This window comes from Sarcina ventriculi (assembly GCF_900456775.1).
Lineage (GTDB): Bacteria > Bacillota > Clostridia > Clostridiales > Clostridiaceae > Sarcina > Sarcina ventriculi.
The window spans coordinates 45,802-68,296 of the sequence record NZ_UAUL01000001.1; the positions used below are offsets into that span (position 1 = coordinate 45,802).

20 protein-coding genes are annotated in these 22,495 nt (G+C 28.4%); 2 read left to right on the forward strand and 18 right to left on the reverse strand.

Features of this window, described 5'->3' with window-relative positions; genetic code table 11:
- Positions 1 to 108: 108 nt before the first annotated feature.
- The 12 genes from DR020_RS00225 to DR020_RS00280 all read right to left on the reverse strand — a co-directional run bounded on the left by DR020_RS00225 (position 109) and on the right by DR020_RS00280 (position 14,875).
- Positions 109 to 1,536 carry an amino acid permease gene (locus DR020_RS00225; RefSeq protein WP_112364926.1) on the reverse strand — a complete coding sequence of 476 codons (1,428 nt, stop codon included), beginning with the start codon at positions 1,534 to 1,536 and terminating at the stop codon, positions 109 to 111.
- 465 nt (positions 1,537 to 2,001) lie between these two features.
- A complete protein-coding gene (locus DR020_RS00230; protein ID WP_112364927.1) occupies positions 2,002 to 3,378 on the reverse strand; it encodes an amino acid permease in 1,377 nt (458 codons plus the stop codon).
- A gap of 409 nt (positions 3,379 to 3,787) precedes the next feature.
- Complete coding sequence (locus tag DR020_RS00235) at positions 3,788 to 5,161, reverse strand: amino acid permease (protein ID WP_055257806.1); 1,374 nt, start codon at positions 5,159 to 5,161, stop codon at positions 3,788 to 3,790.
- A 367-nt stretch (positions 5,162 to 5,528) separates the two neighbouring features.
- Positions 5,529 to 6,236, reverse strand: a complete 708-nt coding sequence (gene pflA / locus DR020_RS00240; RefSeq protein WP_112364928.1) for a pyruvate formate-lyase-activating protein — start codon at positions 6,234 to 6,236, stop codon at positions 5,529 to 5,531.
- Between the two features lie 197 nt (positions 6,237 to 6,433).
- The gene (gene pflB / locus DR020_RS00245) at positions 6,434 to 8,662 is read right to left on the reverse strand and encodes a formate C-acetyltransferase (RefSeq protein ID WP_055257810.1); all 2,229 of its coding nucleotides are present in this window, start codon (positions 8,660 to 8,662) and stop codon (positions 6,434 to 6,436) included.
- Positions 8,663 to 9,087: 425 nt separating this feature from the next.
- Positions 9,088 to 9,657 (reverse strand): orotate phosphoribosyltransferase, encoded by a 570-nt coding sequence (gene pyrE / locus DR020_RS00250; RefSeq protein ID WP_112364929.1) that lies wholly within the window; start codon positions 9,655 to 9,657, stop codon positions 9,088 to 9,090.
- A 52-nt stretch (positions 9,658 to 9,709) separates the two neighbouring features.
- Positions 9,710 to 10,609, reverse strand: a complete 900-nt coding sequence (locus DR020_RS00255; protein ID WP_112364930.1) for a dihydroorotate dehydrogenase — start codon at positions 10,607 to 10,609, stop codon at positions 9,710 to 9,712.
- Between the two features lie 16 nt (positions 10,610 to 10,625).
- Positions 10,626 to 11,366 carry a dihydroorotate dehydrogenase electron transfer subunit gene (locus DR020_RS00260; protein WP_112364931.1) on the reverse strand — a complete coding sequence of 247 codons (741 nt, stop codon included), beginning with the start codon at positions 11,364 to 11,366 and terminating at the stop codon, positions 10,626 to 10,628.
- A gap of 25 nt (positions 11,367 to 11,391) precedes the next feature.
- A complete protein-coding gene (gene pyrF, locus DR020_RS00265) occupies positions 11,392 to 12,261 on the reverse strand; it encodes an orotidine-5'-phosphate decarboxylase (RefSeq protein WP_055257818.1) in 870 nt (289 codons plus the stop codon).
- Positions 12,262 to 12,273: 12 nt separating this feature from the next.
- Complete coding sequence (locus DR020_RS00270) at positions 12,274 to 13,473, reverse strand: dihydroorotase (protein WP_055257820.1); 1,200 nt, start codon at positions 13,471 to 13,473, stop codon at positions 12,274 to 12,276.
- Between the two features lies 1 nt (position 13,474).
- Complete coding sequence (gene pyrB, locus DR020_RS00275; RefSeq protein ID WP_055257822.1) at positions 13,475 to 14,398, reverse strand: aspartate carbamoyltransferase; 924 nt, start codon at positions 14,396 to 14,398, stop codon at positions 13,475 to 13,477.
- Positions 14,399 to 14,632: 234 nt separating this feature from the next.
- On the reverse strand, positions 14,633 to 14,875 hold the full coding sequence (locus tag DR020_RS00280) for a hypothetical protein (RefSeq protein WP_055257824.1): 243 nt from the start codon (positions 14,873 to 14,875) through the stop codon (positions 14,633 to 14,635).
- Positions 14,876 to 15,227: 352 nt separating this feature from the next.
- Here DR020_RS00280 and DR020_RS00285 point away from each other — a divergent pair, with 352 nt between their 5' ends.
- A complete protein-coding gene (locus DR020_RS00285) occupies positions 15,228 to 16,646 on the forward strand; it encodes an alanine/glycine:cation symporter family protein (protein ID WP_112364932.1) in 1,419 nt (472 codons plus the stop codon).
- A gap of 119 nt (positions 16,647 to 16,765) precedes the next feature.
- On the opposite strand, the gene DR020_RS00290 is transcribed toward DR020_RS00285, so the two are convergent.
- From DR020_RS00290 to DR020_RS00300, 3 genes are all read right to left on the reverse strand, one after another.
- On the reverse strand, positions 16,766 to 16,951 hold the full coding sequence (locus DR020_RS00290) for a DUF1858 domain-containing protein (RefSeq protein ID WP_055257829.1): 186 nt from the start codon (positions 16,949 to 16,951) through the stop codon (positions 16,766 to 16,768).
- Positions 16,952 to 16,981: 30 nt separating this feature from the next.
- Positions 16,982 to 17,530, reverse strand: coding sequence for a hemerythrin domain-containing protein (locus DR020_RS00295; protein ID WP_112364933.1), 549 nt, complete (start codon positions 17,528 to 17,530; stop codon positions 16,982 to 16,984).
- Positions 17,531 to 17,761: 231 nt separating this feature from the next.
- Positions 17,762 to 18,304, reverse strand: coding sequence for a nitroreductase family protein (locus DR020_RS00300; RefSeq protein WP_112364934.1), 543 nt, complete (start codon positions 18,302 to 18,304; stop codon positions 17,762 to 17,764).
- 160 nt (positions 18,305 to 18,464) lie between these two features.
- Between DR020_RS00300 and DR020_RS00305 the strand changes: the two genes are divergently transcribed.
- Positions 18,465 to 19,214: a helix-turn-helix domain-containing protein gene (locus DR020_RS00305; protein WP_055257835.1), complete on the forward strand. Its 750-nt coding sequence runs from the start codon at positions 18,465 to 18,467 to the stop codon at positions 19,212 to 19,214.
- A gap of 48 nt (positions 19,215 to 19,262) precedes the next feature.
- Here the strand turns inward: DR020_RS00305 and DR020_RS00310 are convergent, their stop codons facing one another.
- The 3 genes from DR020_RS00310 to asrC are packed head-to-tail and all read right to left on the reverse strand — an operon-like array spanning position 19,263 to position 22,485.
- Complete coding sequence (locus DR020_RS00310) at positions 19,263 to 19,685, reverse strand: hypothetical protein (protein WP_055257837.1); 423 nt, start codon at positions 19,683 to 19,685, stop codon at positions 19,263 to 19,265.
- Between the two features lie 40 nt (positions 19,686 to 19,725).
- Positions 19,726 to 21,450 carry a ferredoxin hydrogenase gene (locus DR020_RS00315; RefSeq protein WP_112364935.1) on the reverse strand — a complete coding sequence of 575 codons (1,725 nt, stop codon included), beginning with the start codon at positions 21,448 to 21,450 and terminating at the stop codon, positions 19,726 to 19,728.
- Positions 21,451 to 21,477: 27 nt separating this feature from the next.
- The gene (asrC, locus tag DR020_RS00320) at positions 21,478 to 22,485 is read right to left on the reverse strand and encodes a sulfite reductase subunit C (protein WP_055257842.1); all 1,008 of its coding nucleotides are present in this window, start codon (positions 22,483 to 22,485) and stop codon (positions 21,478 to 21,480) included.
- Between the last annotated feature and the right edge of the window lie 10 nt (positions 22,486 to 22,495).

Here is a 22,495-nt window from a genome sequence, read left to right on the forward strand (position 1 = left end):
TGTGATAATTTTGTAAAATACGAAATAGTAACTGATTTATATAATAATTAATTTAAATCTATTTTTTGAAAGTAAATAAGAGACTGAATAATTCAGTCTCTTATCTTATTAATTAAACTCCTCCACTATTTGAGGATTCTTTGAAATTTTTAACTTTTCTTGTTTTTTAGCATAAGCTCCAACTTTTTTACGTGAATATGCAAAGTAAAATATAAGTATTACAGCTAAAAATATTCCAAATTCAATCCATACAGTTAATGATAAGCTAACTATTAAAAAACCACAACATAATATAGATAGAATTGGGACAATAGGTACAAATGGAGTTTTAAATCCTCTTTTAAATTCTGGATTTGTTTTTCTAAAAACTATAACAGATACTGATACTAATAAATATACTAAAAGCAATGACATAGTAGATAAATCTGCTAACTGATTAAGATTTGCAAATCCTCCTAAAATAGCACCTATTCCTCCAACTACCCATAAAGAAACTATTGGTACATTTTTAGAATTTTTTTTCTCTAATACTCTTGGTATAAGCCTATCTTTACTAAGTGCTGAAAGTATTCTAGATGTTCCAAAACAATTAGCAAATATTATTGATAAAAGTCCAATTACAGCCCCTATTGACAGTATACCAGCTGCTAAATGTTGTCCAACAAATTCAAGTGCATAAGCTAATGCATCTGATTTATCAAGTTCTCCAAACGGAATCATTCCTGTTACAATTAAAGACACTATTACATAAATTACTGCACATATAACTATTGATGATATTAACGCTATAGGCAAAGTTTTTTGAGGATTTTTACTTTCCTCCGCTGCTGAAACTGTAATATCAAACCCTGTATAAGCTAAAAATAAAGTTGATGCACCACTAAATACTCCAGTAAAACCAAAAGGCATAAATACAGCCCAGTTGTTAGTGTCAACATAGAAAAAGCCTACACAAATAAATATTATAACTACAGCTATCTTTATTAAAACAACAATGTTATTAAACCTCTTACTTTCTTGAGTTCCTAAAGATAATACATACACTATAAAAAGAGTAACTAAAACTGCTGGTAAATTTATAAAACCACCATTTCCAATGCTTAATGACAAATAGCTTGGAAGATGTATGTTAAAATTTGCAAGTAATCCTTGAAAATAAGCTGACCATCCACTGGCTGCTAAACCTAACGATAAAATATATCCAAAAACCACAGATAAACCTGAAACATATGCAAAAATTTCACCTAATGCTACATATATATATGTATAAGAACCTCCAGCACTATGAATTGATGATCCAAATTCAGCATAACATAGAACAACAAATATAGATGCTATTCCAGCTATTATAAATGATATAATCTCTGCAGGTCCTGCCGTTGTGGCAGCTACAACCCCAGGTAAAACTAACACTCCTGTACCTATAACAGCACCAATACTCATAAGAGTTAAATCCATAACTCCAAGCCCATGCTTGTTTTCCCTCTTTCTTTCGCCTCTAAACATATGAGGGTCTTGCCTTCTTATTAAACTCATTCAATCAACCTCCAATGTCTAACACTTTTTTGAATAATCATTATATTATATAATTCATATGAATTTTAAATTTATTATTTATTCATATATGTTTTTTTATTATCACAATTACTTTTATATCATCCGCATAAATACTACATTTTTATGTTGGAATTATATAATATTAATTTTATTTTTAATATATCTATCACTTCCTTATGCATAATTTTATATCATTCTTGCATTTATTTCAATAAGAAAAAATTTACTTTTTAAAAAATTTACATATTAACTATATAAAAAATTATTAATTTAATAATTAAAATCCACTTTTATTGAATTAAAAAATATTTATGATATTTTTTAAAACTCATTATTCATTTATAATGAAATTCTATAAAGCCAATAATTAAAAATTACTTACTTTAAACAAATTAAAAGAAGGTTATCTTATAACATGATTAAAGTTATAAGATAACCTTCTTTTTAATTATTTTTATTTAATTTAGAATTCCTACTTGAGTAAACAAAATAAAATATTATAGCTATTAATAAAAATATTATAAAATAAATCCAAATTATTAGCGAAATATTTATCATTAAAAATACACAACATGCAGCTGCTAATATTGGTATAATAGGTACAAACGGAGTTTTGAAGCCTCTTTTAAATTCTGGATTTGTTTTTCTAAAAGCTATAAGAGATATTGATACCATTGAATAAACAAAAAGTAACGCTATTGTCCAAAGATGAGCTAATGCTTCTAGATTTACAAATCCACCTAAAAAAGCTCCCACAAATCCTACTATTAATAAAGCTGTAATCGGAACATTTTTAGAATTACTTTTATTTAAAAATTTAGGCAATAAATTATCTCTACTAAGTGCTGAAAGTATACGAGATGTTCCAAAACAATTAGCAAATATTATTGATAAAAGTCCAAATACTGCCCCACAAGATAAAATAGCAGCTGGTATTGGTTGACCTACAAATGTTAAAGCATAAGCTAAAGCATCACTTTTATTTAATTCATTATACGGAATTATTCCTGTAACTATAAGTGATACTACTATATAAATAATCCCACAAATAACTATTGAAGATATAAGAGCTATAGGAAGTGTTTTTTGTGGATTTTTGGTTTCTTCTGCTGCTGATGCTGTAATATCAAAACCTGTATACGCTGAAAACAATGTTGATGCTCCTGTAAATACCCCTCCAATTCCAAATGGCATAAATACTGCCCAATTTCCTGGTTTTACATAAAATACTCCAACTATTATGAATATAGCAATTGCACTTATCTTTACCAAAACTACTATGTTGTTAAACTTTTTACTTTCCCTAGTTCCTAAAGACAATATGTAAACTATAAGAAGTGTAATCAATATGGCTGGTAAATTTACTACACCACCATTTGCAGGTATAGTAGAGATTGCTTTAGGCAAAACCACTCCAAATGTCTGTAAAATATTATTCAAATATGATGACCATCCATTAGCAATTACACCTATTGCTAAAACATATCCAAAGACTACAGCCAAACCGCATACATATGCAAATATTTCTCCTAAAGAAACGTATATATATGTATAAGACCCTCCTTCATTTGGAACAGATGAAGCAAACTCTGCATAACATAAAACAACTAATATAGACGCTATCCCAGCAATTATAAAAGAAATTATTTCAGAAGGCCCTGCCATAGTTGCCGCTACCACTCCTGGTAAAACTAGCACACCTGTTCCTATAATAGTCCCTATGCTCATTAATGTTAAATCAAAAACTCCTAAATGACGTTTCTTTTCTTTTTTATCTCCCGTTTTAAATATATAGGGATCTTGCTTTTTTAATATATTCAACTAACTCTTCCTTTCTTTAAATAAATTTAAATATATATGCCAATTTGCTAAATCATTTATGAATGTTTTTTAAAAAAAATTTCATATTTTTTATATTTTTTTTACAAATATAATTCTCATTATTTATATTTACCTTTTTAAACATCATATATGAAACTTTTTTTTTATATAATTCACAATTTGTTAAGATTTCATTTGATTTTCAATTTCAAATTACTATTTTAAGCTATTTAATAGCTATATATTGCGTGAATCTTTTTTTTTAAAACTTGCATATGAATTATTTTATATTATTCTTGCATTTTAATCAATGTTTATTTTTCCCATATTATTATTTGAAATTTATATTTTAACTTTTTTAACAATAAAAATGGATCATTAAAAAATATTTTTTAATGATCCATTTTTATTATTTATTTAATTTAGAATGCTTTCTTGAATAAGCAAAATAAAATAATATAGCGAATATTAAAAATGCTATAAAATAAACCCATGTCATCAATGAAAGATTTATCATTAGAAATAAACAACATATTATCGCAATTATAGGTATAACAGGCCCAAAAGGAACTTTAAATTCTCTTTTAAATTCACTATTAGTTTTTCTAAACACCAATACTGATAATGCTACCATAAGATATACAAATAATAAAGCCATGCTTGCAGAGTTCGCTAAACTATTTAAATTTATAAATCCTCCCAAAATAGCTCCTATTATTCCTATACTCCATAAAGATACCGTTGGTACACCTTGCTTGTTTTCTCTTGCAAAGACTTTAGGTATAAGCCTATCTTTTCCTATATTAGCAAACATACGAGAAGTTCCAAAACCTACTGCAAAGATTATAGCTAATATTCCAAGTATTGCTCCAACAGATAAAAAACCTGAAACAACATTTTGTCCAACTTTAATTAAAGCATAAGCTAACGCATCCCCTTGATTAAGCTCTTTATAAGGCATCATTCCTGTCAAAACAAAACTCACTAAACAATAGATTATAATGCATGAAATTATAGATAATATAAGGGCTCTAGGTAAGGTTTTTTGAGGATTTTTAGTTTCTTCTGCTGCAGATGCTGTAATATCAAATCCAGAATAAGCTAAAAATAAAGTTGAAGCTCCACTAGCTACTCCCGCTATTCCCATAGGTAAAAAAGGAGTCCAATTTTCAGGTTTTATGTAAAATACACCTACTACTATAAATAAAAGTATTACTAAAATTTTAATCACAACAACTATATTATTAAAAGTCTTACTCTCTTTCCCCCCAAAAGATAAAATAAATATTATAAAAAGTGTAACTAATATAGCTGGCAAATTTACAATTCCCCCTTGACCTGGAACTTTACTTATTACATCAGGAATACTTATGTTAAACACTTCTAAAAATGAATTTAAATATGAAGCCCATCCACTAGATACGATACCTAATGACAAAACATATCCAAACATTACAGCCATACCAACAATATAAGCAAGAAACTCTCCTAACGCAACATAAACATATGTATAAGACCCACCCGCACTTGGGATTGATGATGAAAACTCAGAATAACATAAAACTATAAATATAGATGCAATTCCTGCTATTATAAATGATAAAATTTCTCCAGGTCCAGCAGTAGTTGCCGCTACCACTCCTGGTAAAACCAATACACCTGTACCTATAACAGCTCCAATACTCATAAGAATTAAATCTAGCGTTCCTAACGTTCGCATCTTATTACTATTTTTAGATTTTAAAACTATATCATTAACATTTTGTTTTCTAAACAAATTCATCCATTATTTCCTCCTCATCTTCTTCTTTAGTTAGTTTTATAATTTAACAGTAAAATATGTATTCAAACAATAAATATTTAATTATACATATAACAAAAATATTATTTAATATTTGTTTTAATATTATTTTAATATTTTATTATTAATATTTTTATTAATTAATTATATATTTATAGATTTTTAATGTCAATTTATTAATTGTTAATATAGTTTTAAATATCGTTTTCATAAAATAGATTAATAAAAAATTTACATCTTACCAAGTTATTTCATCATATAATAAACAAAAAATGTAAAATAGATTTTTCTAAACTCATCTATTTTACACTATTTTTAATCTTATATTTATTTATAACTTATATTGAAATTAACTAAAAATTTCATTCTGCATTTTTTTAAGTTTTTCCTTATCCATAGGTTCTACTCCTTCTAATCTATACTTCATCTTCATTACTTCATACTTATTACTTCCTAAAACATGATAAGGTAAAAGCTCCACTCTCTCAACATTTTTTAAAGTATCAATAAATTTTTTAATATTAATTAAATGCTCTCTACTATCTGTAATTCCTGGAACTACAACATGACGAATCCACATTTTTTTATTCTTTTCTTGAACGACTTTTAAAAAATTTAATGATTCATTTATAGAGTGTTTAACTAAATTTTCATATTTTTCACTATCTATATGTTTTATATCAAATAAAACAAGATCAGTATATTTTAAAATTTCTTCATACATTCCATCACCAACCCCAGCAGTATCTATGGTTGTATGAATTCTAGCCTCCTTACAAAGCTTTAACGTTTGAATTAAAAATTCTTTTTGAAGAAGAGGTTCTCCCCCAGAAAAAGTTACACCACCACCTGATGATTCAAAATAAGTTCTATATTTTTTTATTTTCTCCACAAGCTCATATGGTGTATATTCCATTCCCCCATTTTTATCCCAAGTATCTGGATTATGACAATATGCACATCTTATATTACATCCTTGCATAAATACAACAACCCTTATACCAGGTCCATCAACAAGTCCCATACTTTCAATTGAATGAATTTTTCCTTTTACCACGTTTTTCTCTCCCTTAGTTATAAAAATTTATTTAAATATTTGATTCTCTTAAAATTACTATTTACATTTTATAAATTAAGGGCTGTATAAATCCTAAATAATTTTTAAAATTACTTTTACATAAATTTAAATATCATTTAAGCTTTTAACACAGCCCTTTTATTTTTACATCAATCTATTATACTCTATAAATTAAACTATCTTGAAGTATGGAATGTTCTGCTTATAACCTCTAATTGTTGATTTCTAGTAAGTCTTGTAAAATTAACTGCATATCCTGAAACTCTAATTGTTAAAGTTGGATATTTTTCAGGATTTTCCATAGCATCTATTAATGTTTCTCTGTTAAATACATTAACATTTAAATGATGTGCACCTTGTTTAAAATACCCATCTAAAAGTGCTGAAAGATTATTAACCCTTTCTTCTTCACTTTTTCCTAAAGCATCTGGAACTATTGAAAATGTATTAGACACACCATCTTCACAAACTTCACAATATGGTATTTTAGCAACTGAATTTAAACTAGCTAATGCTCCACTATTATCTCTTCCATGCATAGGATTAGCTCCTGGCGCAAAAGCTTCACCTGCTTTTCTTCCATCTGGAGTTGAACCTGTCTTCTTACCATAAACAACATTTGAAGTTATAGTCAACACTGATAATGTGTGCTTAGCATTTCTATATAGTGGATGCTTCTTAAGCTCACTTGAGAACTTCTTAACAACATCAACAGCTATATCATCAACTCTATCATCATCATTTCCGTATTTAGGGAAATCTCCTTCTATTTCAAAATCAACAGCTATACCATTTTCATTTCTAATCGGTTTAACTTTAGCATACTTTACTGCACTTAATGAGTCAGCAACAACTGAAAGCCCTGCGATTCCAAACGCCATAAGTCTTCCAACCTTTGTATCATGAAGAGCCATTTGACCAGCTTCATAAGCATACTTATCATGCATAAAATGAATTACATTCATTGTATCTACATAAAGATTTGCAACATACTCTAAAACTTTATAATAATTCTCTTTTAATGATTTATAATCTAGAACTTCATCAGTTATTGGCTTTAATCCTTTTATTACAACTTTTCCTGATTTTTCATCTATTCCACCATTTATAGTGTATAAAAGTGCTTTTGCAAGATTTGTTCTAGCTCCAAAGAATTGCATTTGTTTTCCAACTTGCATTGCAGAAACACAACATGCTATTGCATAATCATCTCCATACATAGGTCTCATAACTTCATCATTTTCATATTGAATAGAATCAGTTTTTATTGATATCTCTGAACAGAAATCTTTAAAGCCTTTTGGCAATCTATCAGACCATAAAACAGTAAGGTTTGGTTCTGGTGCTGGACTTAAATTTACTAATGTTTGAAGATATCTAAATGAATTTTTAGTAACTAATGGTTTTCCATTTACGCCCATACCACCGATTGATTCAGTTACCCAAGTTGGATCTCCTGCAAATAATTCATTATATTCTGGAGTTCTTAAATGTCTTACAAGCCTTAACTTTATTATTAATTGATCTACAAGCTCTTGTGCTTCACTCTCAGTTAAAACTCCATTTTTTAAATCTCTTTCTATATATATATCTAAGAAAGTAGAAGTTCTGCCAAATGACATTGCTGCACCATTGTTTTCTTTTACTGCAGCTAAATATCCAAAATACAACCATTGAACTGCTTCTCTAGCATTTGTAGCAGGGCTTGATATATCATATCCATATCTATTTGCCATTGATTTTATAGCATTTAAAGCCTCTATTTGCATGCTAACTTCTTCTCTTGACCTTATAGTTTCTTCTACTGTTGCAGCTTCTATATTATCATAATCTTTTTGTTTTTCATTTATTAGATAATCTATACCATAAAGAGCTATTCTTCTATAATCACCTATTATTCTACCTCTACCATATGCATCTGGAAGACCTGTTAAAAGCCCAGCAGATCTTGCAGCTCTTGTTTCCTTAGTATAGGCATGGAAAACACCTTGATTATGAGTTTTTCTATATGAATTGAAATGACTTCTTATTTCATCATCCATTTTAAATCCATACTCTTTTAAAGATGTTTCAACCATTCTCATTCCGCCAAATGGATTTACAATTCTCTTAAGAGGTGCATCAGTTTGTAAACCTACTATAATTTCATTATCTTTATCTATATAACCAGCATCATAGTTATCTATTCCTGAAACTCTATCAGTTGAAACATCTATAATACCTTTTTTTATTTCTTCAACTATCAAAGCTTGTACCTTATCAAAAACTTTTTGAGTTTTTTCAGTAGGTCCTACTAAGAAACTTTTATCCCCTTCATAAGCTGTATAATTTTTTTGTATAAAATTTCTTACGTCTATTCCTTCTGACCAAGCGCCTTTATTAAAGCCTTCCCATTGTTTAAACATTAAAAAATCCTCCCCTAAGACAAATTATAAATACTAATATTTGTCATAATTTTAACGAAATTTATTAATTTAAAAAGAATAATTTCATTACGATACTATGATATTATCATAATATACTATTTTTGTAAAGATATCTATTTTTTTATATTAATAATATATTTTATAAATATTTTAGATTTTAATATTTATTTTTTATTAATGTGCATTTAATTTGCACCTTTGTGAAAAGTATAATTTATTATTATTTTTTAATCAATATATTTAAAAATTAATTAATACTTTGTTAAATTATTATTTAATTTTTTTATATATATTTACATACTCAATAATATTTATATATAAAAAGACATAGATTAGAACCTTTATTACTCCTTAATCTATGTCTCCACTATTACTAAATACACACTCTAATGTAATTTTAAAAATTATTTTATATTTCTACTACCTGGTTTTACGTAAGGTATTTTCCCTTCTTTGCATAAAGGACAATCTTCTGGGTCATAGCTTTCTATATCAAGCTTTATTGCACTAAACATTGGAAAATCAGTAACTTTTCCTGATGTTCTATCAACTATACAAATTACTGATACAACAACTCCACCGTGCTCCTCTATAACCTTAGCAGCCTCTTTAAAACTTTTTCCTGTTGTTACAACATCCTCAGTAATTATAACTCTTTGTCCTTTTTTTATTTCAAACCCTCTTCTTAGAGTCATTTCCCCATCTACTCTTTCAGTAAATATTGCAGTTTTTCCAAGTTGCCTTCCAAGTTCGTAAGCAACTACAACTCCTCCCATTGCAGGTCCTACAACTAAATCACACTCTATGTTATTTTCTCTTATCTTATCAGCTACAACTTCTAAAACCTTAGCAGCTTTGTCTGGATGTTGAAGTAATTTTGCACATTGACAATATCTATTTGAATGTCTTCCTGATGATAGTAAAAAATGCCCTTCAAGTAATGCTCCAACTTCTTTTAATGTTTCTATAACCATTTTTATGTCCTCCTAAATATCTTTTTATCATTTATTTTCTATATTATATATCTTATTTAATACATCCTATAATTTCATTTATGCTCTTTAATCCTTCTCTTTTACAGTAATCTTCTAATCCTTTTACAATTTCAATTCCAGCTCTAGGATTTACAAAATTCACTGTTCCGATTTGAACTCCAGTTGCACCTACCATTAAAAATTCCAATGCATCTTGCCAAGTCATTATTCCTCCAAGACCCACTACTGGTATATCAACAGATTTTACAACTTCGTAGACCATTCTAAGAGCTACAGGTTTTATAGCTGGACCTGAAAGCCCTGCTGTTATATTATTAAATACTGCTTTTTTAGAGTTTACATCTACCGCCATAGCTTTTAATGTATTTATAAGCGATATCGAATCAGCTCCAGCTCTTTCACAAGCCTTTGCCATAGATGTTATATCTTCTGCATTTGGAGATAATTTTACCATTAATGGCTTTGTTGTAACTTTTCTAACCTTTGATACAACTTCGTATGCTACGTCACTTTTTATTCCAAAAGCCATTCCTCCTGATTTTACATTAGGACATGATATGTTAAGTTCTATCATATCCACATCTGTTTTATCTATTTTAGACACGGACTTTTCATAATCTTCAATTGTAGCACCACCAATATTGGCAATTACCACATTCCCAAATTTCCTCATCTTAGGAAGTTCACTTTCAATAAATGCATCTATTCCTGGATTTTGAAGACCTACTGAGTTCATTATTCCTTGTGGGGTTTCAAATATCCTAATCCCATCATTGCCTTGTTTCTCTAAAAGAGTAAGACCTTTTGAACTTATCCCACCTAAAATTCCTACATCATAAAATTCGTTATATTCACTTCCAAATCCAAATGTACCTGAAGCTGCAATGACTGGATTCTTAAAATCTACACCACTTATATTAACTTTTAACATATGTCTATCCTCCAAATTAAAACTCAACATCAAATCCGTTAAATACCGGACCATCTTTGCAAGTTCTTTTATTTCCTGATTTTGTTTTACATGTACAAACTAAACAAGCGCCAACACCACAAGCCATATGTTTTTCCATAGATACATAAACATTAATTCCTTTTTCCTTGCACATTGAAACTACTTTTTCCATCATTACAGACGGTCCACAACACAAAACTGTATCATACTTTGAAAGCTCTAATATATCTGTTATAAATCCTTTATGCCCATATTTTCCTGAGTTAGTTGAAAGTCTTATCTCATCTACATACTTTAATAAAACATCTTGTAGATAAACATCATCTCTATAACCCCCATAAAAATCCATTTTTATATCTTCATTATTTTTTCTAAGAGCCTTAGAAAGTTCAACAAGTGGTGCAACACCTATTCCTCCACCAACTAATGCTACCTTTCCATAATCTTTACTTGTATCAAATCCATTTCCAAGAGGTCCTACAATCTCTATAATATCTCCATTTCTTAAAGTTTTAAATTCTTCTGTTCCCTTTCCAACTACCGCATATACAAAAGTTATTTCATTTCCATTAACTTCACACACACTAATTGGTCTTCCTAAAAAAGCTGTTTTAGGCTTTAACATGTAAAATTGCCCCGGCTTAACAATAGTATCATGAATAACTTTTAATGAATAAATTCCGTTACATATTTCCACATTTTCTTTAACTTCAGACTTTAAGTAATCCATTTTCATATTCTTTAGCTCCCTTTATTCTTCGTTATTTTAATTCTAAAATTGCATTTTTTATAGCATCTCTCATAACTACTGCTTCTTTTCTTGAACACTCTGCGAAATGTTTAGAATCTTCCATTGCTTTATGGGCTAAAAGAATCTTTCTTGATGAATTTACAACTCCACCATTTCCATTTTTTAAATACATAGCAACATCAGATGCTGTTCCACCTTGTGCGCCGTAACCTGGTATTAAAAACATCATTGTATTTAACTTTTCTCTCATTTTTATTGCTTCCTCAACATGTGTACATCCCATAACTCCACCAATTGAGCTATAACCATGTTTCCCTAAAAATTTTTTTCCTATTTCATGCACTTTTTCGCCAACAACTTCATACACTCTATTCTTATCTTTTGTTTCTATATATTCTATATCTTTAGCACCATCATTTGAAGTTCTAACTAAAACAAACAATCCTTTGTTATTCTTTTCAACATAAGGAAGATATGGTTCTATACTATCCATCCCCATATATGGATTAAGAGTTATAAAATCACTCTCAAAATCTCCCTCAAAATGAGCCTTAGCATACATTGAAGCCGTAGCAGCTATATCCCCTCTTTTTATATCAGCTATTATAACGGCATCTTTCTCTCTTAAATATTTCAATGTTTTTTTATAAGCCGTAAGACCTTTCATACCCAATGCTTCATAATAAGCTATTTGAACTTTAAAACAAGCTGAAACATCTAATGTTGCATCAATTATTTCTTTATTGAAGTTAAAAATCATATCCTCTTCATTTGTAAATTTAGCTTTAAATTCTTCTGGTATATAAGATAAATTAGTATCTAATCCTACACAAACTACTCCATTTTTTTCAACTCTATCATATAACTTATCAGCTATCATTTTATAATCCTCCTAAAATTCACCTTTATATACTATTTTTCCGCCCTTTATAGTTAAAACTACATTTCCATAAACATCTTCTCCATGAAACGGTGTGTTTTTACTCTTTGATACTAGTTTTTCTCTATCTATTTTTATCTTTTTATTTAAATCTACTAAGACTAAATCTCCATTAAATCCTATTTCAAGTTTTCCTGTATTTAAACCTAAAATCTTTCCTGGATTATAACTCATAATTCTACTTAAATCATTTAAACTTAATCCATTGTTTTTAACTAATACCGTATAACATATCTGAAATGCAAGTTCTATTCCAGTCATTCCTGGAGAACCTTTATCCTTTTCTTCATCAGTATGAGGAGCGTGATCTGTTCCTATACAATCAACATATCCAAGTTTTATAGCATCTATTAAAAATCTTACATCTTCTTTATCTCTTATAGGAGGATTTACTCTATAATTACTTTTTGTATTATCTAATCCTATGTGGTGAGGAGTAACTTCACAAGTTATGTTAGCTCCTGATTTTTTTCCCTCTATTATATATTTCATAGCTTCTATCGTGCTAACATGCGCCATATGAAGTCTACATCCTGTGTACTTTGCAAGCTCCACATCCCTTGAAGTCATCATATTTTCAGCAAGTCTCATATCTATCTTAGAAAACTCCTCACTTTCAGCATGCGACATAACTATCCATTTATTTTTTTTCGCTATATTCATAGCATCTAACATAACTTTAGAATTATTAACGCCTCTTCCATCATCTGAAATTGCTTTAACATTTTTATTTCCAATAAAACTTTCTAGATGACTTAAATCTTCTCCATTTAAATCTTTAGTTATAGTCACAACTGGATATGCATCTACAAGTCCTATCTCTTTTGTCTTCTCTATTACATAATTAAATGTTTCTAAAGAACTACAAGTTGGCTTTGTATTTGGCATTAAAACAACTGTTGTATATCCACCTCTAACTGCTGCTTTTGAACCTGTTTCAATATCCTCTTTGTGAGTAAAACCAGGATCTCTAAAATGAACATGAGTATCTATAAATGAAGGCATTAAAGTTAATCCTTTAGCATCTATTATTTCACAATTTTTTTCTAAATCTTTCCCTATTTCTTTTATTAAACCATCTTCTATATATAAATCGCCATAAAAATTATGACTTAAATCTATTATATTAGCATTTTTAATAAGTAAATTCATCTTACTTACCTCCTAAAAGTTTAACAATTAATGCCATTCTTACATACATCCCAAAACGTGCTTGTTTAAAGTAACATGCTCTATTATCTTCATCTACCTTAACATCAATTTCATTTACTCTTGGAAGTGGATGCATAACTATTGTATCCATTTTTGCTAATTTCATTTTTTCTTCATTTAGAATATAAACATCTTTAAGCCTTTCATATTCATCTTGATTTTCAAATCTTTCCTTTTGAATTCTTGTCATATATAATATATCAGAATTTTTTATTCCTTCTTCTAGACTTTCTATCTCTATATACTCTATATTATTTTTATCTAAAACATCTTTTTTTATATAATCTGGTAATTTTAGTTCTTTAGGTGATATTAAAATAAATCTATTGTTTTCATATCTTGATAAAGCCTTTATAAGTGAATGCACGGTTCTTCCAAATTTTAAATCGCCACACAATGCTATTGTATTTCCATGTAATTTACCTTTTAAATTTTTTATAGTTAAAAGATCTGTTAATGTTTGAGTTGGATGTTGATGTCCTCCATCCCCTGCATTTATAACTGGAACACTAGACGCAATTGAAGCTTCTTTTGCTGAACCTTCTTTTGGATGTCTTATTGCAATAATATCTGAATAACCACTTACTATTTGAATAGTATCACTTAAACTTTCTCCTTTTGAAACAGAACTTGAATTTGGCTCTGAAAAACCAATTACTTGACCACCAAGTCTTAACATAGCAGCTTCAAATGAAAGCCTTGTTCTTGTACTTGGTTCATAGAAAAGAGTAGCCAAAATTTTACCTTTGCATAAATCTTGGTACTTACTTGGATTTGCTATTATTTTATTTGCTAAATCTAAAATTTCTTCTAGTTCTTCCACTTTAAAATCTTGTGGATCTATTAAATGTCTTCCTTTTAACATATTGTTCACTCCTTTTTAACCTCTCTGTGTTAAATTTAAAGAAGAAAAGTTATACAAAAAACGTCTTCCTACCTTAAGGAAGACGTTATAACCTCTACATCTATGTAATCTACGGCATAATCTCAATTATATAACTTCCTTATCGATCTCTCTGAATCTACTTAAAGGTATGTTTTTATTGGATTCATACTATCATAGTTTTTTTCTTTTGTCAAACAACTAATATTAATTAATTTAAATATCAACAACTGTAACAACTACATTGTGCAATGCATCTAATTTTTCGTAAAGTTCTTTTATACTTTCTTCTTTATCTGCTTCTAATCTTAATATTATAAGTCCTTTACTCTCATTGCCATCATTTTGATGAAGTCCAAGTCTTGTTTCTATTATAGTCCCATAATCAGTTAAAATCTCTTGTACTTTTGGAGCATTCTCCTCTCTTCCTCCAACCTTTATTAACATAATTTTGAACATATAAAAATTCCTCCTTTAAAACTTATGTAAAATAACTATATAAAAATATATAATTATTTTGTTTTATATTTTAACATTTATTATAATTTTTAGCAATCGCTATCATGATTTTGAAAGAAAAATTTCATTTTGCATAATTTTTTTGACTATATTTCATTCATTTTTTATTTTAAAATATTATTGCCCAGTTTAAGATAAATTTAATGTTTTTATTTATATTTTTTTCATATTTTTAACTTTTAGTATAATAAAATGAATTTTTAATAATTATTACTTGCATTTTATTGATATTTATAATACAATTAAGTCAGTTATAACTTTAATTGTATTATAAAGGAAGAGAGGGGTTAAAATGGATTTATTGACTAACATAGTTACAAATGTTAACGACTTTATTTGGACATACATTCTAATAGCACTTTTACTTATAGTCGGAATTTATTTTTCTTTTAAAACTAAATTCGTTCAATTTCGGTATATAAAAGAGATGTTTAGACTTTTAGGAGATAATAGCAATAAAAAAGAAGGTAGTATTTCATCCTTCCAAGCTTTTTGTATAAGTACCGCTTCTAGGGTTGGAACAGGTAATATTGCTGGTGTTGCAATAGCTATTGCCCTTGGAGGTCCTGGTGCAGTATTTTGGATGTGGCTTATAGCTTTAATAGGTTCTGCCTCTAGCTTTATAGAAAGTACTCTAGCTCAAATTTATAAAGTAAAAGATAAAGATTCTTTTAGAGGTGGCCCTGCTTACTATATGGAAAAGGGATTAAAAAAGAGATGGCTTGGCGTAGCCTTTGCTATTCTTATAACAATATGTTTTGGGCTTATATTTAATGCAGTTCAATCAAATACAATATCAGCAGCTTTTAATAATGCTTTTGGCTTTAATAAATTATTCATTGGAATAATTATAGCAATTTTAACATCTTTAATTATATTTGGTGGCGTTAAAAGGATAGCAAAAGTTTCTGAAATTATAGTTCCAATACTTGCAACAGCTTATATATTAGTTGCATTTTGGGTTATACTTACTAATATTTCTCAACTTCCATCTGTCTTTAAACTTATCTTTGAAAATGCTTTTGGATTTAAACAAGTAACAGCAGGAGGTTTTGGCGCAACTGTTTTATATGGAGTAAAAAGAGGTCTATTTTCAAATGAAGCCGGTATGGGTAGTGCTCCAAATGCTGCAGCTACAGCTGATGTATCTCATCCAGCTAAACAAGGTTTAATACAAACTTTAGGAGTTTTCACAGATACTTTAGTGATTTGTTCCTGTACAGCATTTATAATACTTCTATCTGGTTCTTATGCAAATAGTAATCTAACTGGAATTGAACTTACACAAAATGCTCTAGCTTCTCATTTAGGTATATTTGGAACTTATTTTATAGCACTTTGCATTCTTTTATTTGCTTTTAGTTCCATAGTAGGTAATTTTTATTATGGACAATCTAATATAGAATTTATAAAAGATAACAAATCATTTTTAAACATATATAGAGTTTTAGTAATTGTAATGATTTTATTCGGTTCTGTTACAAGTGTAGAGATTGTTTGGACTCTTGCAGACATATCTATGGGATTTATGGCAATTTTAAATTTAATAGCTATAACTCTTTTGAGTAAATTTGCTTTTGCAGCTTTAAAAGATTATACCTCACAAAAAAAACAAGGCATAAAAGACCCAATATTTGACCCATCTACTATTCCTGGTTTAGAAGGAGCAGAATGTTGGGAAATAGATACCGATTTTAAAGAAATTGTTTAGAAATAAAAAAACATTGATAATTAAATTATCAATGTTTTTTTATTTCTTCTTAACCTAACAACATTATCGCTAATGCAGTATTTTAAATTTTACAACACTATAAAGTATTAATATTTTGTTTATAAATTATTTAATTTTTCTAATACCTCTTCTACATTTAATCCATGAACACTACATGCTTGTTCTAATGACTCTACTCTTGCTGATGGACATCCTAAACATCCCATGCCAAGTCCCATTAAAAAATCTACTGCTTTAGAATTGTTTTCTATAATTTCCCCTATTGTCATATCTTTATTTATCATAATTTTTACACTCCTTACTTAAATCCTTTATTATTTATACTTTTTTTCTAACTCTTCTAATAATGATATATATTTTTCTTTTATATCTTTATTTTTTTCTTCAAACTCTATACATTCTTTATTTATCAAATCTAATACACTCTTGTCTAATTCTCTTTCTGCATATTTATAAACCACATTATTTTCTTTATCTATATGCCTTTCTAAAAGATGTGTATAAGAAATTGCATTTGCTAATACATCTAATTTTGCTTCTTCATCACCATTTTTAACATTCTCTAATGCTTCTTTCAATTGTGTTATATGTAATCTTCCTAAATCATGTTCTACTAACATACCGTTTTGAACAAGCTTCTGTGCAACTGTTCCTAAATGCTCTACCATTTTATTAAAAAGCGTAACTTCTTCTTTTTTATGATGATGCTTATCAGCATATTCAGTTATAAATTCTACTATTTTGTAAAAATCATCATAATTTATTTTTTCACCTTTTAAAACCTCATAGCAACATGCCCTTACAACCTTAAGCATACGTGTAATATTTTTATGTTCATCATTCATTATTTCTATCGCATTCATAGCTTAATATCTCCTTTCGCATTTTTATAAATCTATTATCTATTGCTGTGCAATTAATTTTTACTACTGATTACATATACTATGTTATCTTAATTTCATTTAAAATTCCGTACCAATTGTTACGAAAATAGAAAAATATATATTTTATTTACACATTTATTTGCGCTTTATATTGTTAATGTTATTCATTATATAAATATAATGAATAACAAGATTTATTAATTTTAAAATCTAATAACTATTAAATTTTAAAATCTCATTAATGTTTTTTCTTACTTTTTTTCTGTTTTTTTCATTTTGTACATACCCTAAAGAAATTACCAACTTTATTTCTTTACCCTTAGGTATATTTAAAGCTTCCTTTATATGTTTTTCCTTAAACCATCCCATCATACATGTGCCAAGACCAAGTTCTGTTGCTGCTAGACAAATATGTTCAGAAGCAATACCTATATCAATTGATGTATAATCAACCCCTTTAACAATCCCTCCAATACCTGATGTTAGATTTCTTTTTTCTGCAACAATTGCTATAAACACAGGAGCTGTCAAAGCAAACTTATTTATTCCAATTAATGGATCATATACACTTTTAGCAATCTTTTCACAGATATCTTTATCATCAACTACAACAAAAGTCCATGGTTGCGAATTACACGCAGATGGTGCAACTCTTGCACATTCTATTATTTTTTTTATATCATCCCTACTTACTAATTTATCTATATAACCTCTATCACTTTGCCTTTTATTAACAAGTTCAAAAAAATTCATGTCTTTTTCCTCTCTAAAAATAATATTTATATATTAATTATATCATTTATTATAAATATTTTAGTTTACTGTTAAAATATCTTTATTTATTATTAATTTTGTGTTTTAATATAATTGATAATAATAATTATTATCAATTATTGATGAAAGGATTTATTTTATGACTAATAATTTTGAAAATATTTTATATAAATCTTTAGATACTTTTTCTTCAATTACTAAAATACCTATAGTAGCTTTAAATTCTAATAAAGAATTCGTTAAATCTATTGGGGTATGCAATGAATTTTTATTATCATGTGAATTTAAAAACTTAACTAAAAACATAAACTCCTTAAAAGGTGATTCTTTAGAATTCTCAACATTACAATTAAATTCTGAGGAAAAGATTGCATTTAAAAGCAAACTGTTAAATAATTCTTTATATTATTTTTTAATAGGTCCATTTAAATATTCTAATTATAGTACAATTGACACTTGTTATAATGATTTAGCTTTTAGAAGTGAACTATCAATTCATTATATTTGCAAAATACTAGATATGGTTATTGAAGATAATATTTTGAAAAAGAATCACTGTTTAAGTCTTCCAACTAGACGTGCTATCGAATACATGCATAAATCTTATAAACAAAACATAACTTTAACATCAATTGCAAAGCATCTTGGACTTAACAAGTGTTATTTTTGCAATATATTTAAAAAAGAAACAAATATGACATTTAGTCAATTTTTAAATAATTTAAGAATTGAAAAAAGTAAAGTTTTACTCAAAAATACAGAATTATCTCTTCTTGATATAGCGGTTGAAGTTGGCTTTAATAATCAAAGCTATTTTACCATGGCTTTTAAAAAACTTAATGATGATAAAACACCTTTAGAATACAGAAGAAATCTATATTTAACTTAAAAATAAGACTATATCGTTTATCTTTTAAACTTTATAGTCTTACATCAATTAATTTTTTGCTTTATAATATTCTATTTTCATTCTCCCAAAAATCTGAAATCCAATTATCATACTTATAAGAACAACTATTATATTTTCTCCACTATGTGTTAATAAAGTATATGCCATACTTATTATAACAACTAGTATTAAAACATATAAATATAATAATGCTTCTGATAAAATAGTTGGCTTTAGTTCCATGTAATTTTTAGGTATTTGTATATATTCCCCATCCTTACTTGTAATATATTCATTCTTGAAAATTTTAAATCTATTTTTATATACCTTACACTTAACCATCTTTTTCCCTATTTTTCTTCTTTCAAAAGAAACCTTTAAAAATGGGTCTAGCCTAAGTTGAAATGGTCTAACTCTTCCTTTAGCTATAAACTTTTCTTCCCCATTTCTTCTTACAATTATACCATCCAAAATTAAAACCTACTTTCTTAACTAAAATAAAATACGTAATTTAATCATTGTTTTTATATGATACATGGAAAAGTTCATGGGCGATTTCTCCCCCTACCTTCCCTATATAATCTTCATACATTTTTATAAGCGATTTATTCTTATGAGATTTTCTATAAGGTAGAAGATTAGCATCTTGATTATATAACACGGATGCTCTAAGTTTTCTAAAGTTTATTTCATCTCTCACCTTTGAAGATACTTGAGGTTGTCCACCACCATTTACGCAACCACCAACACACGCCATAACTTCTATAAAGTGATATTGTTTTGAATTTATAATCCCTTCATTCATAAATTTAAAAAAGTTTGCTGCACCATTTATTACGGCTATATTATATTCTCTTCCTCCAAGTTCTACTGTAGCTTCTTTTATTCCTTCTAAGCCTCTAACTTCTTTGTATTCAACATTTTCTAAAGATACTCCATCTGCTAAATCTTTAGCAGTCCTTAAAGCAGCTTCCATAACTCCACCTGTAGCTCCAAATATTGTTCCAGCACCAGTATAATCTCCCATAGCCAAATCTACTTCTCCATTACTCAAGTTCTTAAAGTCTATTTGATTTTCTTTTATAAGATTTACAAGTTCTCTAGTTGTTAAAGATGCATCTATATTTTTTTCTCCCCTATTTACCATTTCTGGTCTATCAATTTCATATTTTTTAGCAACACAAGGCATTATTGACACAGTAAATACATCTTTAGGGCTTATTTTTGATATAAAAGGATAATAAGTCTTAGACGCCGCACCAAACATTTGATTTGGAGATTTAGCAGAAGATATATTATCTAAAAACTCTGGATAATAATTCTCTACAAGCCTTATCCAACCTGGGCAACATGATGTAAACATAGGAAATGGACCATTGTTTTTTATTCTTTCTAATAGTTCTGTTCCCTCTTCCATAATTGTCATATCAGCTCCAAAATTAGTATCAAATATTTTATCAAATCCAAGCATTCTTAAAGCTGTATAAGCCTTTCCTGTAACATCTGTTCCAATTTTTTCACCCAAAAGTTCACCCAATGCTGTTCTAACAGATGGAGCCATAGCAACCAAAACATGTTTGTTTTTATCGTTTAAAGCATCCTTAACTCTTTCTAAATGAGACTTTTCTGACAAAGCATCAACAGGACAAACAGACACACATTGTCCACACAATATACACCCTGTATCATCAAAACATTTTAATTCTTCCGCTCCTACAAATAGTTCTCCATCTATTTCCCTAAACTTAATAGTTTCTGTTCCGGACATTTTTTTGCATTCTTCTATACATCTACCACACCTTAAGCATTTTGACTTATCATAAATTATAGACTTACTTCTTAAATCTACAGCATTTATAACATTAGTTTTTTTATGCTTTTTAGCACCAACTCTTATTACAAGTTCAAAAAATTCACAGTTTCCAATTCTTTTACAATGTCCACAATCATAATTATGCTCGTCTAAAAGTTCTGAAACTCTTTGTCTTACTTCTTTTTGAACCCTTTCACTTTTAGTTTTTATAACCATTCCATCCTTAACTTTAGTAGAACAAGCTCTAACCAGTTCACTTTCGCCCTCAACCTCCACTAAACATACTCCACAAACATCACCATGTCCACACTCTTTTAAATAACACAATGTAGCAATATCTATGTTATTTTTTTTCGCAACTTCTAAGATTGTTTTGTTTGCGCTAACATTAATTCTTTTTCCATTTATAATTATCTTTAACATAACACTCCTCCTATTTAGATATTTACTTTATACATGCTTAACATTAATATTTGCTTTATATTCTTGTGGAGCCCAGTTCAATCTTTCGGCAACTTTCGCCTCTTTATTTAAAGGAACATCTTTAAGCATTAATTCTTTAAACATTTTATAACCCGCTCTATCCATCAAATGTCCACCATGAAGATAAATCGGTGTATCTCCCAACACCTTTCTTGAAAATATTTTCCAATTATTAAACATTGCCAATAAAGCTTCTTCATCTACATATTCTAAAAATATTTTTCCAAGTCTTGGATCTTTTTTACTTGTCCTTCCTCCAATCGAAACTCTATATAAAGGTTTCTTAAATCTTGTAAATGCCCTTGTTGGACATACATCTGTACATGCCCCGCAACCTATACATAAGTCTCTGCTAATTTCAATTCTTCCATTCACTTCTTTTAAAGCACCTGTTGATTGCTTCTCACAAGCTCTAACACACCCACCACAAACAACGCATCTTTCATAATTATATTGTGGAAGAGTAACACCAAATATCCCAAAATCACTTAATGATGCCTTTATACAATCATTTGGACATCCAGTTATATTCACTTTTATATTGTAATCACTTGGATATAATATTTTTTCTATTTTTTTAGCAAGCCCTGCAGTTTTAATATTAGCCTTTACACAACTGTCTCCCCCCATGCAAGCAGTTATATTTCTTACTCCAATAGCTGGATATCCACCTTTATTCTCCTTAAGTTCTTCTACACCACATTCACCAAATTCAATTAATTTTATATATTCATCTACTAACTCATTTACCTTATCTATATTTTCATATTTTATCTTAGGCACATTAAGAGTTTGCCTAGGTCCTATATGTAATTCTCCATCCCCATATTTTTCAGCTATTTCTTTAACTATGTCTACACATTTAGTAGATATAACAGCACCTGGTGCTCTTAACTGAAGCATAAATTCTCCAGGTATTTTTGATTGACGATAACAATTAGAGCGTAATTCATCTACATTTATATCTTTATTCATTTCATTCACC